At 70.6% G+C, this 14144-nt stretch carries 11 protein-coding genes and 1 tRNA gene; 9 read left to right on the forward strand and 3 right to left on the reverse strand.

All coding sequences use genetic code 11. The features are described 5' to 3' along the window. Positions 1-65 precede the first annotated feature (65 nt). The gene (locus tag ABKA17_RS28665; RefSeq protein ID WP_353695151.1) at positions 66-2879 is read left to right on the forward strand and encodes a penicillin acylase family protein; all 2814 of its coding nucleotides are present in this window, start codon (positions 66-68) and stop codon (positions 2877-2879) included. 78 nt (positions 2880-2957) lie between these two features. Here the strand turns inward: ABKA17_RS28665 and ABKA17_RS28670 are convergent, their stop codons facing one another. After that, entirely contained in the window at positions 2958-3581 is a 624-nt protein-coding gene (locus tag ABKA17_RS28670; RefSeq protein ID WP_353695152.1) for a 5-formyltetrahydrofolate cyclo-ligase, read from the reverse strand. 93 nt (positions 3582-3674) lie between these two features. On the opposite strand from ABKA17_RS28670, the gene galU reads away from it, so the two are divergent. The 7 genes from galU (at position 3675) to ABKA17_RS28705 (ending at position 9334) form a co-directional block, all read left to right on the forward strand. Beyond that, complete coding sequence (galU, locus tag ABKA17_RS28675; protein ID WP_353695153.1) at positions 3675-4577, forward strand: UTP--glucose-1-phosphate uridylyltransferase GalU; 903 nt, start codon at positions 3675-3677, stop codon at positions 4575-4577. Positions 4578-4582: 5 nt separating this feature from the next. Next, positions 4583-5905, forward strand: a complete 1323-nt coding sequence (gene glp / locus ABKA17_RS28680; RefSeq protein WP_353695154.1) for a molybdotransferase-like divisome protein Glp — start codon at positions 4583-4585, stop codon at positions 5903-5905. Between the two features lie 85 nt (positions 5906-5990). Then, the gene (moaC, locus tag ABKA17_RS28685) at positions 5991-6470 is read left to right on the forward strand and encodes a cyclic pyranopterin monophosphate synthase MoaC (RefSeq protein ID WP_353695155.1); all 480 of its coding nucleotides are present in this window, start codon (positions 5991-5993) and stop codon (positions 6468-6470) included. Beyond that, the gene (locus tag ABKA17_RS28690) at positions 6467-6973 is read left to right on the forward strand and encodes a MogA/MoaB family molybdenum cofactor biosynthesis protein (RefSeq protein WP_353695156.1); all 507 of its coding nucleotides are present in this window, start codon (positions 6467-6469) and stop codon (positions 6971-6973) included. Before moaC ends, ABKA17_RS28690 begins: the two co-directional genes overlap by 4 nt. A 20-nt stretch (positions 6974-6993) precedes the next feature. After that, on the forward strand, positions 6994-7638 hold the full coding sequence (locus ABKA17_RS28695; protein WP_353695157.1) for a GNAT family N-acetyltransferase: 645 nt from the start codon (positions 6994-6996) through the stop codon (positions 7636-7638). Positions 7639-7857: 219 nt separating this feature from the next. Next, positions 7858-9144: a divisome protein SepX/GlpR gene (gene sepX / locus ABKA17_RS28700; protein WP_353695158.1), complete on the forward strand. Its 1287-nt coding sequence runs from the start codon at positions 7858-7860 to the stop codon at positions 9142-9144. 116 nt (positions 9145-9260) lie between these two features. Then, positions 9261-9334 (forward strand) — tRNA-Ala (locus ABKA17_RS28705). A 77-nt stretch (positions 9335-9411) separates the two neighbouring features. Here ABKA17_RS28705 and ABKA17_RS28710 read toward each other — a convergent pair. Both ABKA17_RS28710 and ABKA17_RS28715 read right to left on the reverse strand, forming a co-directional pair. Further along, positions 9412-11817 carry an FtsX-like permease family protein gene (locus ABKA17_RS28710; protein WP_353695159.1) on the reverse strand — a complete coding sequence of 802 codons (2406 nt, stop codon included), beginning with the start codon at positions 11815-11817 and terminating at the stop codon, positions 9412-9414. Beyond that, entirely contained in the window at positions 11811-12599 is a 789-nt protein-coding gene (locus ABKA17_RS28715) for an ABC transporter ATP-binding protein (protein WP_353695160.1), read from the reverse strand. The genes ABKA17_RS28710 and ABKA17_RS28715 overlap by 7 nt, the downstream gene beginning before the upstream one ends. Before the next feature lie 1379 nt (positions 12600-13978). Here ABKA17_RS28715 and ABKA17_RS28720 point away from each other — a divergent pair. Then, on the forward strand, positions 13979-14122 hold the full coding sequence (locus ABKA17_RS28720) for a hypothetical protein (RefSeq protein ID WP_353695161.1): 144 nt from the start codon (positions 13979-13981) through the stop codon (positions 14120-14122). Positions 14123-14144 lie beyond the last annotated feature (22 nt).

Below are 14144 nucleotides of genomic sequence, written 5' to 3' on the forward strand. Positions count from 1 at the left end.
TGCTCCAGCGCTCATTCAAAGTCACAGCCCCGCCTGCCGCTCGCGTTAGGACAGCAAGGACAGCGATGCCCCCCAACACCACCGCCTCATCGGGTCAGAAGCCCGGCAAGTCCGGCAGGAAAAAGGGGCGCAAAGCCCGTCTGATCGTCCTCATCCTGGTGCTGGCCATCATCGGGGGCGTGGCCTACGGGGCGTACTGGTCCATCAGCACCGTCCGCGCGTCCTTCCCGCAGACCAAGGGTTCGATCTCGCTCGAGGGCCTGTCCGGACCGGTCGACGTGCAGCGCGACGGCTACGGCATCCCGCAGATCTACGCCTCCTCCGACGAGGACCTGTTCATGGCGCAGGGCTACGTCCAGGCGCAGGACCGGTTCTACGAGATGGACGTGCGCCGCCACATGACCTCCGGGCGCCTGTCGGAGATGTTCGGCAAGGGGCAGGTCAAGAACGACGAGTTCCTGCGCACGCTCGGCTGGGACCGGGTCGCGAAGAAGGAGTACGACACCAAGCTGTCGGCCTCCACCAAGAAGTACCTCCAGGCCTACGCCAAGGGAGTCAACGCCTACCTCCAGGGCAAGGAAGGCAAGGAGATCTCCCTCGAGTACGCCGTCCTGGGCTTCGCCAACGACTACAAGCCCGAGGAGTGGACCCCGGTCGACTCGGTCTCCTGGCTGAAGGCGATGGCCTGGGACCTGCGCGGCAACATGGAGGACGAGGTCGACCGGGCCCTGATGACCAGCCGCCTCGGTCCCAAGCAGATCAAGGACCTGTACCCGGACTACCCGTACAGCCGCAACAAGGCGATCGTCCAGGAAGGCCAGTACGACGAGCTGACCAGGACGTTCGAGCAGGGCGACGACACCTCGGGCACGGGCACGGGTACCTCGACCGCGGGCACAGGCACAGGCACGGGCACGTCGACCGCGGGCACGTCCACGAGCGGCACCACGGGCACCGCGTCCACCTCGGGCACCACAGCCCTCCAGAGCCAGCTCTCGGGCCTCTACGGGGTCCTGGAGGACCTTCCCGCGGCCGTCGGCGTCAACGGCAACGGCATCGGCTCGAACTCCTGGGTCGTGGCGGGCTCGCACACCATCACCGGCAAGCCGCTGCTCGCCAACGACCCGCACCTGTCGGCCTCCTTGCCGTCCGTCTGGTACCAGATGGGCCTGCACTGCCGCACGGTCTCCAGCAAGTGCCAGTACGACGTCAGCGGCTACACCTTCGCGGGCATGCCCGGCGTGATCATCGGCCACAACCAGGACATCTCCTGGGGCATGACCAACTCCGGCGTCGACGTCACCGACCTCTACCTGGAGAAGCTCAGCAGCGACGGCTACCTGAACGACGGCAAGGTGAAGCCCTTCACCACGCGCGAGGAGACCATCAAGGTCGCCGGCGGCGAGCCCAAGAAGATCGTCGTCCGGGAGACCGACAACGGCCCCCTGCTGTCCGACCGCGACGACGAACTCGTCAAGGTCGGCAAGAAGGCCGAGGTCGACACCGCCGCCCCCGACCGCGGCGACGGCTACGGCATCTCCCTGCGCTGGACCGCCCTCGACCCGGGCACCTCCATGGACGCCGTGTTCGCGATGGACAAGGCGTCGGACTGGAACGACTTCCGTGCGGCAGCGGCCCTCTTCGACGTGCCGTCGCAGAACCTGGTCTACGCCGACACCAAGAACCACATCGGCTACACCCTCCCCGGCAAGATCCCCACGCGCGCGAAGGGCGTCGACGGCTCGATCCCGCAGCCCGGCTGGGACTCCAAGTACCGCTGGACCGGCTACATCCCGCAGGACCAGCTCCCCTACGAGTACGACCCCGCGCGCGGCTACATCGTCACCGCCAACCAGGCCGTGATCGACCAGGACAAGTACCCCTACACGCTCACCACCGACTGGGGCTACGGCGCCCGCAGCCAGCGCATCACCGACCTGATCAAGTCGAAGATCGACGACGGCGGCAAGATCTCCACCGACGACATGCGCCAGATGCAGCTGGACAACAGCAGCGAGATCGCCAAGCTGCTCGTGCCCAAGCTGCTGAAGATCGACATCGAGGACAAGGACGTCCGCGAGGCGCAGAAGCTGCTGGAGGGCTGGGACTACACCCAGGACGCCGACTCGGCGGCCGCCGCCTACTTCAACTCGGTCTGGCGCAACATCCTCAAGCTCGCCTTCGGCAACAAGCTGCCCAAGGAACTGCGGGTCAAGGGCCAGTGCCTGTGGGTCGACCCCATCGACACGACCGGTCCCGCCGACGAGACGGAGAAGGTCCGCGAGTGCGGCCAGCGCGACGCCGACCAGGCGCAGCCGGACGGCGGCGACCGCTGGTTCGAGGTCGTGCGCAACCTCATGGACGACGAGAAGAGCGCCTGGTGGAAGACGCCTGCCGGGGTGGGTGAGCGTCCCAAGGCCGAGAACCGCGACCAGCTGTTCAAGCGCGCCATGATCGACGCCCGCTGGGAGCTGACCGCCAAGCTCGGCAAGGACATCGACTCCTGGAGCTGGGGCCGGCTGCACCGCCTGTTCCTGAAGAACCAGACGCTCGGCACCGAGGGCCCCGGCTTCGTCCAGTACATCCTCAACCGCGGCCCCTGGAAGCTCGGCGGCGGCGAGGCCACGGTCAACGCGACCGGCTGGAACGCCGCCGGCGGCTACGGCGTCGTCTGGGTGCCGTCGATGCGGATGGTGGTCAACCTCGGCGACCTCGACAAGTCGAAGTGGATCAACCTCACCGGCGCCTCCGGCCACGCCTACAGCGCCCACTACACCGACCAGACGGGCAAGTGGGTCAAGGGCGAACTGCTGGACTGGTCCTTCTCGAAGGAAGCGGTCGACAAGAGCACGAGCGACACGCTGGTGCTGAGGCCATGAGCCGCTGACAGCGAACCGTCGAACGGGCCCTCCACGCGTGCGTGGAGGGCCCGTTCGCATGCGCTCACATGCCGCGGCTCACACGTCGTCCAGGAAGCGGCGCACGCCCGACGGCGTCACCACCGCGTGCACCGGCCGGTCGTGCGTCTCCTCGGGGACGCGCTCGACGACCTCGGAGTCGTAGAGGAGCACCACCAGCGCGGGGTGCGCGTCCGAGCGCTCCAGACGCGCGAGCACCCGGTCGTACGACCCGCCGCCGCGCCCCAGCCGCATGCCGCGCGCGTCGACCGCGAGACCGGGCAGCAGTACGACATCGGCGGCGGTCACGGCGTCCGGTCCCAGACGGGCGCCGGCAGGTTCGAAAAGGGCCATCTTTCCGCCGTGCCGGACGCGCGCGAGGGAGTCCTCGCCGGTGTACGCGCCCCAGTCCAGATCGTTGTCGGGCAGGAGCGCCGGAAGCAGGACGTGCACGCCCCGCGCGCGCAGCGCGTCCAGCAGCGCGAGCGTGCCCGGCTCGCTCCCCACGGAGACGTACGCCGCCACCGTGCGCGCCCGCGCCAGCTCGGGCAGCTCCGACGCCCGCGCGGCCAGCGCGGTCGCCGCTTCCCGCACGTCATCGGCCGTCAACCTGTTCCTCACCGCGAGGAACTCTCGCCGCAACGTACGTTTGTCAGGCTCGGCCGGACGTCCGATGTGACTCAAAGATCTCTCCCGCACGGTTCCAATGCGCTCATATCAGAGCTAATTAACCGGAGCATCAGATTCCTTGCAAAGCCACCGGATAAGGTTGCGGGCATGACTCAGTCGCACCCTCGGATCACCAAGGCTGTCATTCCCGCAGCAGGTCTCGGCACCCGGTTCCTGCCGGCGACCAAGGCCACTCCCAAGGAGATGCTGCCGGTCGTGGACAAGCCGGCGATCCAGTATGTGGTCGAAGAGGCCGTTTCCGCGGGCCTCGACGACGTCCTCATGATCACGGGCCGCAACAAGCGCCCCCTGGAGGACCACTTCGACCGCAACTACGAGCTGGAATCGGCCCTTCAGAAGAAGGGCGACGCCAGCCGGCTCGCCAAGGTGCAGGAGTCCAGCGACCTCGCCACCATGCACTACGTCCGCCAGGGCGACCCCAGGGGCCTCGGCCACGCCGTCCTATGCGCGGCGCCCCACGTGGGCCACGAGCCCTTCGCCGTCCTCCTCGGCGACGACCTGATCGACCCGCGCGACCCGCTGCTCAAGCGGATGGTCGAGGTCCAGGAGCAGCACGGCGGCAGCGTCATCGCACTCATGGAGGTCGCTCCCGAGCAGATCCACCTCTACGGCTGTGCGGCCGTGGAGGCCACCGGCGACGGCGACGTCGTCAAGGTCACCGGCCTCGTCGAGAAGCCCGACCCCACGGACGCCCCGTCGAACTACGCGGTCATCGGCCGCTACGTCCTCGACCCGCACATCTTCGACATACTCCGCAAGACCGAGCCCGGCCGCGGCGGCGAGATCCAGCTCACCGACGCCCTCCAGCAGCTCGCCGCGGACGAGAAGGTCGGCGGCCCCGTGCACGGTGTGGTCTTCAAGGGCCGCCGCTATGACACCGGCGACCGCGGCGACTATCTGCGTGCCATTGTCAGACTCGCGTGCGAACGTGAAGACCTGGGCCCGGACTTCCGGACCTGGCTTCGCAGTTACGTAGCCGAGGAGATGTAGCAACGTTGAGCAGCGCCGCGCCCCGCACCACCGGCCAGGACCACCTGTGGTCGGTGGACGAACACCTGGAGGACATCCTCGCGACCGTCCGCCCCCTCGAACCCATCGAGCTGCAACTCCTCGACGCCCAGGGCTGCGTCCTGGTCGAGGACGTCACGGTGCCGGTCTCCCTGCCGCCGTTCGACAACAGCTCCATGGACGGGTACGCGGTACGGGTCGCGGATGTCGCGGGCGCGAGCGAGGAGTTCCCCGCCGTCCTGGACGTCGTAGGGGACGTCGCGGCGGGCCAGGCCGAGCTGCTCCACGTGGGCCCCGGCCAGGCCGCCCGCATCATGACCGGCGCCCCGCTGCCGCCCGGCGCCGAGACCGTCGTCCCCGTCGAGTGGACCGACGGAGGCCTCGGCGAGGGACCCGTGACCGGCATGCGCGCCCGCGCGCAGTCTCCCGAGGGCGCCGAGGGGCACGTGCACGTGTACCGGCCCGCCGAGGCACGCGCGCACGTACGCGCGAAGGGCAGCGACGTGAAGGCCGGCGACCGCGCCCTCGAGGCCGGCACCGTCCTCGGCCCGCCGCAGATCGCCCTGCTCGCCGCGATCGGCCGCGGCACGGTACGCGTACGCCCGCGCCCGCGCGTGGTCGTCATGTCCACCGGCAGCGAACTCGTCCAGCCCGACGAACAACTCGGCAACGGCCAGATCTACGACTCCAACAGCTTCGCCCTCACCGCCGCCGCCCGCGACGCCGGCGCCATCGCCTACCGCGTCGGAGCCGTCGCCGACGACGCCGAGACCCTCCGCGACACCATCGAGGACCAGCTCGTCCGCGCCGATCTCGTGGTCACCACGGGTGGCGTGAGCGTCGGGGCGTACGACGTCGTCAAGGAGGCGCTGTCGTACGTCGGCGACGAGGACGAGGCCGGCGGCGGCATCGACTTCCGCAAGCTCGCCATGCAGCCCGGCAAGCCCCAGGGCTTCGGCTCCATCGGCCCCGACCACACCCCGCTGCTCGCGCTCCCGGGCAACCCCGTGTCGTCGTACGTCTCCTTCGAACTGTTCGTCCGCCCCGCGATCCGCACCCTCATGGGCCTGGAGGACGTCCACCGGCCGCGCACCACCGCGAAGCTGACCGCCGGCAAGGCGCTGACCTCGCCGAAGGGGCGCAGGCAGTTCCTGCGCGGGATGTACGCCGAGGGCGCCGTGACCCCGGTCGGGGGCGCCGGGTCGCACCTGGTCGCCGCCCTTGCGCACGCGGACGCGCTGATCGTCGTCCCGGAGGACGTCGAGTCCGTCGAGCCCGGCACCGAGGTCGAGGTGGTCCTGCTCGGCTGAGTGCTCCTGGTTGGCGGTACCGTGTCGCGCACAACAGGCCCGCGCGCCGCACCGCGAAGGGCCGGGACCGGGAGCGCCGCACAGCATGAGTACGCAGGACCGACTGACCCACATCGACGAGGCGGGCGCCGCCCGTATGGTCGACGTATCCGACAAGGACGTGACTGCGCGCACCGCCCGCGCCAGCGGCCGGGTCCTCGTCTCGCCCCGCGTGATCGAGCTGCTGCGCGGCGAGGGCGTCCCCAAGGGCGACGCCCTCGCCACCGCGCGCATCGCGGGCATCATGGGAGCCAAGCGCACCCCGGACCTGATCCCGCTGTGCCACCCGTTGTCGGTGTCGGGTGTGAAACTGGATCTGTCGGTCGCGGACGACGCCGTGGAGATCCTCGCCACGGTCAGGACGACGGATCGCACGGGCGTCGAGATGGAGGCCCTCACCGCGGTCTCCGTCGCCGCGCTCACCGTGATCGACATGGTCAAGGCGGTCGACAAGGGAGCGGTCATCACGGACGTACGGGTGGAGGAGAAGACGGGCGGCAAGTCGGGCGACTGGAGCCGGGCATGACCTATCGTGCTCTGGTGCTCACCGCGTCCAACCGGGCCGCGGCCGGGGTCTACGAGGACAAGGGCGGTCCGTTGATCGCCGCCGGCCTGAAGGGCTTCGGCTTCGATGTCGAGGGACCGCAGGTCGTCCCCGACGGAGACCCCGTGGAGGCTGCCCTGCGAGCGGCCGTCGACGCCGGTTACGACGCCGTCGTCACCACCGGCGGCACCGGTATCTCGCCCACCGACCGCACACCCGAGGCGACCCGCGCGGTGATCGACTACGAGGTGCCGGGCATCGCCGAGGCCATCAGGGCGTTCGGGCGGGAGAAGGTGCCGACCGCCGCGCTCTCCCGGGGCCTGGCGGGAGTGGCGGGACGGACGCTGATCGTCAACCTGCCGGGTTCCACCGGCGGGGTGAAGGACGGGCTGGCCGTCCTGGAACCCCTCCTGGCCCACGCCGTCGACCAGATCCGCGGCGGCGACCACCCCAGACCCGGCGCAGGCACTGGGGGTGTGAGCTGAACAGCCCGTCCTGGCCCGTCGTGCTGGCGGACGGCGATGTCGTCCTCCGGCCCATAAAGGTGCGCGACCAGCGCGCCTGGCGCGAGGTCAACCGGCGCAACCGCGACTGGCTGCGGCCCTGGGAGGCGACCATCCCGCCGCCCACGCCCACCGGACCGATCGCGCACCGGCCGACCTACCGGCAGATGGTGCGCCATCTGCGCTCCGAGGCGAACGCGGGCCGGATGCTGCCGTTCGTCATCGAGTACCAGGGGCGCCTCGTCGGGCAGTTGACCGTTGCCGGGATCACCTGGGGCTCGATGTGCTCGGGGCACGTCGGCTACTGGGTGGACGAGTCGGTGGCCGGCCGTGGAGTCATGCCGACGGCCGTGGCACTCGTCGTGGACCACTGTTTCCGGAGCGTCGGTCTGCACCGCATCGAGGTCTGTATTCGCCCGGAGAACGGGCCCAGCCGCCGGGTCGTGGAGAAACTCGGATTCCGCGAGGAGGGGCTCCGGCCCCGTTATCTCCACATCGACGGAGCCTGGCGCGACCATCTGGTCTTCGCGCTCACCGCGGAAGAGGTGCCGGAGGGGTTGCTCGGGCGGTGGCAGCGGGCACGCTCACAGAAGGCACCGCACAACACGCCGCGGAACCCGCAGAACACGCCGGGGAATCCCGCATAGCCGGGGAGCCGCCCGCGCACGGGCCGGGACACCGTCGAGTAAATTGAATAAATGTTCGAGAATGATCGGGCGGCGATCGTCTCAGGGCATTAAATTCGCGGCTCCGGCGGCCTGCTGATCGCATCGGTCACAAAAAAAGCTCGAAATATCAGCCAGATCGTGCGACACACCGGCCCAATTGGCGGATGGCCTCACGCGAATCCCTCTACCGTGTGAGGCGTGAGCAGCAGCGGCCTCATCTACGCAGTCATTGTCGGGGCCTGGGCCGCCTACTTGGTGCCGATGTGGCTCCGTAGGCAGGACGAGCTGAACGAGGCCCGTCCGACGGAACGCTTCAGCACCGCCATCCGGCTCCTGTCCGGACGGGCGGGTATGGAGCGCCGGTACGCCAAGGACCTGCGGGCGCGCTCCACCGAGGAGGGGGAGTCCAGCGCCGTCGACCCGGATGCCGTCACCGACTCGGTGGACGTCCGGGCCTTCGCCATGCCTCCGACGCGCCCGCAGGCGCGTGCGGAGGTACAGGCGCCGGCGCGCAGGGAAGTGACGCGCGAGCCGGCGCGTGATCCGGTACGTGAGCGGACGGGCGACCCGGCCGCGCACGCATCGGCCTCGCACGCCCCGGCATCCGCCTCCACCCCGGCGCGCGCATCCGGTTCCGCGCCGGTACGCAAGCAGGTGCCCGCAGCCCGGCGCACGCCCTCGGCGGAAGCCGCAGCGGCGCGTGCTCGGCGTACCAAGTCGCTCGCGCGCCGGAGGCGCACCACCGTGGTGCTCTTCTTCGCCTTCACGCTCGGCGCGATCGTCGCCGCCGTCGGAGGACTCGCGTTCCTCTGGGCGCCCGGCGTACCCGCCGTGCTGCTCAGCGCGTACATCGCCTACCTGCGCTCCCAGGAACGCCGCCGGTTCGCCTACCAGATGGACCGGCAACGGGCCGAGGCGGCGGCGCAGCGGCTGAAGGAGCGTGCGCGCCAGCCGCGTCGGCGCGCCGCGGCCGAGGCCGTCGACGCGGACGAACCGGACGAAGGACCAGCGCCCGAACACCCCGGGCTCTCGGCGCTCGCCGCCGACCGGCGCGCCCTCGTCGAGCAGACCGACCACGCCGAGTGGGTCGACCAGCAGCGCGAGCGGCAGCGCAGGCCGGGCCACGGGGACAGCTGGGAACCGGTGCCGGTGCCGCTGCCGACGTATGTGACGGCACCGGTTGCCCCGCGGGCCACGGCTGACGTGGACCTGGGGGCACCGGACGCCTGGAGCTCGGCGCGGTCCAGCTCGGTCGCCGGCGAGCGCGAGGCGCACGGGGCCGGAGCCGAGAGCGGTGCCGGGCAGGACGGTCCGGCTCAGGACGCCGAGGCGGAGGATTCGTCCGGCGCCGAGGACAGGGCGGAGGAGGGCGGCCGCAGCGACGCCCGCCGGGCCGCGTCCGCGCGACGGGCGCGCGAGCGGGGCCGCACGCCGTTGTTCGATCAGTACGAGGACGGGGAGCGGCCGCGCGCGGCCAACGAGTAGGCGCGGCGACCCGAGCCGCCGCGCCCACCCGCCCCACCTGTGGCTGTCCCGTCGACCGGGCAGGGAACGGATTTCCAAGCACCCCGATCGAGGTGCTAAAGTTTCACTCGTTGCAAGGGCCTGTGGCGCAGTCTGGTAGCGCACCTCGTTCGCATCGAGGGGGTCTGGGGTTCAAATCCCCACAGGTCCACCGCAGCTAAGAGCCCCAACCGGAGCGATCCGGTTGGGGCTCTTACACGTTCTCGGACGCGGTCGGCTGATGCGGTGTCAGGGACCGCGCAGGACGCGGGCCGCCGGGAGTACCGCCGAGGCGACCGCGAGGAGTGCGCAGGTGGCTGTCGTCGCGGCGAGTTCGGGCCAGGGGAGTCGGAGTGCGGACGGCGCCGACTGGAGGTGCAGGGCGCTCCACAGGCCGGTGAGGTTGAGCGCTGTCACCAGCAGGCCGAGAACCGCGCCGACCGTCACCACCACCGCCGCCTCCGTCGCGACGAGGCGCAACACCTGGCCGGTCGTGGCTCCCGCCAGCCGCAGGGACGCGAACTCCCGCCGACGGTCGGACGTCGCCATGAGCAGGGTGTTGGCGAGGGAGATGGCCGTGTACAGCAGGGCGATGCCCAGGACGAGGAGGAAGCCCAGGCGGGTCTTCTCGTCGGCGCCCGAGAGGCCGGCCGTGGGGTAGGCGGCTCGCAGCCACGCCTCGCGGGTGAGGACCGTCACGTCCGTCGAGCGCACCGCCGCACGCAGCTCCGCGCCCACGGCCGGGGCCGCCTTCACCGCCTTCACCTCCACCCGGTCCACAGCGGCCCGAGGTGCGTTGGCCGGTGTGACGTACACCCCGTTGTCGCCGGTGCCGACCGGCAGCACCGCGGCGACGCGGAGCGATCTGCGGGTGCCGTCGCCGAGCCAGACGGTGACCCGTCGGCCGACCTCGTGCCGCGCCCACTCCTCGTTGACGACGATCGAGTCGTCGTCGAGGTCGGCCACGCGCCCGGCGGTCACCGGGAGGCGCGTGGTCGCGGCGAGCGCTCCCGGATCGGCCGCGCGCGCCTCGGACTTGACGAGCGCGACGCCCTCCTCCAGGACGTACACGGCGCTCGACGCGGTCGCCGAGACCTCGGCACCCGGGATCGCGCGCAGGCGGCGGAGGGTGTCGGAGGAGAAGCCGGTCGGAGAGGTCAGCACGAAGTCGGAGACGGTCCGCGCCCGCGCCTCCGCCGCCCGTGCCTCGTTCAGGGTCGCCGTCGCGCCGAGGAGGGAGCCCGTCAGAGCCACCGTGACCAGGACGGGGGCGGCGATCGCGGCCGTGCGGCGGACGGCGGTGCCCGCGTTCGAGCGGACCAGCGTCCCGCGGGGCACGAGCAGGCGGATCAGGGGGCGGACCAGGGCCGGGGCCAGCAGGGCCGTCGCGGTGATCAGCAGCATCGGGCGGCTGACATACGTCTTGCGGTGCAGCAGGTCGCCCGGATCCGTGAGCAGCGTGAGCGTGAGGGTGGCCGCGGCGGCGATCGACAGGGCCGCTCCGCACAGCAGCCGCCCCCGCGTCAGGGGCCGTTCGTCCACCGATGCCTCGCGCAGCGCCTGCGTCGGCGCGATCCGGCCCGCCCGCCAGGACGCGGCCGCCGCCCCGCACAGGGCCACCGACAGACCGGTCCAGAAGGCGAGATGGTACGGCCACACGTGATCGCCGATCGCGAACCAGGCCGGCGCGAGACCGCCGTCCACCACCCGCCGCGCCAGCCAAGGGGCGGCGTACGCTCCCAGCGCGCAACCCGCCGCGGACGCCGGGGCGCCCACGAGCAGCGCCTCCATCAGCACCGTGCGACGGATCTGACCCGGCGTCGCGCCCGCCGTGCGCAGCAGCCCGAACTCCCGGCGGCGCTGGGCCACCGCGAAGGCGAAGGTCGACGCCACGACGAACACCGACACGAACCCGGTCACCCCGCCCGCCGTGCCGAACAGCGCGTTCAGCGTGGTCAGCGCCTCGGTGTCCCGCGCGGGATCGGCGTCCGCGAGCCGCCGGTCGGCGCCGGTGAGCACCCGCACTCCACCACCCCCCGGCGCGCCACCATCCACCACGCGCCGTACCGCCGCCGCGTCCGCCTCCACCACGAGCTGTGTGCTCACCGGTGCCAGCCGCGCCGCCCGCGCGTCCGTGTAGAACAGCGCCTCCTCGAAGCCGAGCGCGCCCACCGTGCCGACGACCCGCACCACCCCGTGCGCCGTACGCAGACGCTGCCCCACCGGCGTCCGGTCGCCCGTGGCCACGACCTCGTCGGCCGCCCGGGGCGCGCGGCCCGCGGTCAGTTCGTACGGCGCGAAGGCCGCGGTCGACCACGGGTGACCGACCAGGTCGCCGCGTACGACGAAGGTGCGGTCCTCGATGACCTTGCCGAGCTTTCGCAGCGCGGCGATCGTCCTCGCCGGGACGGGGCGTGGCTGAGCGAGCTTCTGGACGCGGTCGCCGATCGGGGTCGGCACGCGCAGGGTGCCTTGGCCCTGCACCACGACCGGGGCCACGGCGAAGCGTTCCGGTGTGCGTTCGGGGGCGTCGAGGGAGGAGGCGAGGGCCAGACCCATCACGGTGATCAAGGACACCCCGAGGGACAGGGCCACGAAGCTGCCGACGAACGCGCTCCAGCGGGACCGCACGGTACGCGCGGCGAGGCTCAGCACGGGACGACCTCCGAAGCGCCGGTCGCCGAAGCTTCGGCCCTCGCAGAAGCGCCGGTCCCCGCCCCCGTCTCCAACGACGCCATGCGCCCCGCGATCTCCCCCGCCGACGCGCCCGTCGTCTCACCGTGCACGCGCCCGTCGACCAGGAAGACGACGCGGTCGGCGTACGACGCGGCGAGCGGGTCGTGGGTGACCATCACGATCGTGCGGCCCTCGGTGTCGACCAGGGAACGCAGCAGGGACAGCACCTCGCGCCCGGTCCGTGAGTCGAGCGCCCCGGTCGGCTCGTCCGCGAACAGCACCTCGGGGCGCGTGATCAGCGCGCGGGCCAGGGCCACGCGCTGCTGCTGACCGCCGGACAGCTGCGCGGGCCGGTGCCGGGCGCGGTCGCCGAGCCCGACCCGGCCGAGCGCCTCACGCGCGCGTGCCCTCGAGATACGGCGGCCGGCCAGCCGCAGCGGCAGGACGACGTTCTGCTCGGCGGTCAGCGAGGGCAGCAGGTTGTACGACTGGAAGACGAAGCCGATGCGTTCGCGGCGCAGCAGGGTCAGCCGCCGTTCGCTCAGACCGGTCAGCTCCGTCTCCCCGACCCGCACCGAGCCCGAGGTCGGACGGTCCAGGCCGGCCGCGCACTGGAGCAGCGTCGACTTGCCCGAGCCGGACGGGCCCATGACGGCGGTGAAGGTGCCCTGTCCGAAGCCGAGCGAGACACCGTCGAGCGCGGTCACGCCGCTGTCACCCTTGCCGTACCGCCTGCTGACGGACGTCAGTTGGATCGTCATCTGCCCTCATTAAGTCGAAGAGGGCTCCACGAAACCCCGTCACCGGGCTCCGGAGCAGTGCGGCAGGACCGAGACTCGGGGTAGGGCCAGGCATACCCCCGGGTCTCCGGCTGGACCGATTCCCCCAGGCCTCGCCCGGCTCCTACGGTGATCTCCATGACGGTGTGGCAGGCGCTGAGCAGGCGCGGATACCTGGGGTCGGCATGGCCGTGGCGGTCGGTCGCCTTTCTGGCGAGCGGGGCGCTGTTCGGGGCGGTCGTGCTGGTGGTGATCGTCGCGGGGGCCGTCGTGGGCGGCGCCACGGCCGTCGTACTCGTCGAACGTAAGCCTGAGCCGGGCGGGGCTCGGCGCACCCATCCGGCCAGCCCGAACAGCACCCTGTCTGACCTGGAGATTCGCCGTTTTGAGCGCGACCCCGCGCCCCGTTCACAGCCCGGCCAGGGCAGACATCGGCCGAGGGGTTCCGGAGGGGCTGTGAGCTCGGTCACTTTCCGTGGCGACGCCGGGCAGAGGGGCGACGCGGCGGCCAGCCCGGACGCGGCAGAGCCCCAGGTCAGAGGGCCACAGGTGGGCGAATCGCACTGTGCAGAGCATGGTGAAAGATTGATCCAGGCCGGTGCCCCTGTGAAACCGGGAGGTCTCTCCTTGGTCGGCGCGCCTGCCATCCAAGACAACCCGACTCGATGCATACAGACCTTGTTCGAATCCATAGCGTTCTTTTCGTAATTAGCGTAGTTAATTCCCTCTACACATAGCCGCTTTGTCGTCATGCGCAGGCTCCCCGCCTGGCGTATCGGCTGATCGACCCGAACCGAGTACCAGCATCGAGTCCCATTCCACACACCCAATCCTCAGCCCTACCTGCGCATTCACCGCAACTCGCCCCACCCAACCCGACCGATACGCCCCTCCCCGGCCGAACCGGCCGAACCTCACTTGACAGGTTCGGCCCGACGTTTCCGCAGGTAGAAGCATGAATTTCCCTCCCTAGGCCGAACCTCTCACTCTTTGTCACAAAGTCGCGCGAGAGAGGAAGAAGAAGACCCCTCGTAAGGGCTCCTCGTATTAGGGGGATTTCTTCACCCAAGGTCCGAGGTTCGCCCGACAGGCCAAAAAACACCCTCTGACCTGCGCAGATGCCAGGCCGAACCTGGGGCGGACCTTCGAGAGGTTCGGCCGAATTCTCAGCCTTTTCGCTCATTCTCCATACAGCTATTGCCAATATCGAGATGCTGTGCCAGCGGAAATCAGACCCGATGGCGTAAAGTTGATCTTGTCAGCCCATCCGACAAACCCCCAAGGGGACACCCATGTCCAAAAACACGCGGACTCGCGAAATCAGCGATATGCCCCGTGCAGCGGCCAAGGTTCACCCAGAGGTGTTGGACGCATTCAAGGCCGACGCGCAGAGCCGGGGAATCTCGACCGCCACGGCGATACGCGAAGTCCTGTACGAGTACGCCCGCGACTACCTCTGTGTGGAGGTGGAAGCCCCACGGCCGACCACTTACACCCGCGCATGACAGAAGCCCCCGGTTCGCAACA

The sequence above is a fragment of the Streptomyces sp. RG80 genome (assembly GCF_040446465.1).
Classification (GTDB): domain Bacteria; phylum Actinomycetota; class Actinomycetes; order Streptomycetales; family Streptomycetaceae; genus Streptomyces.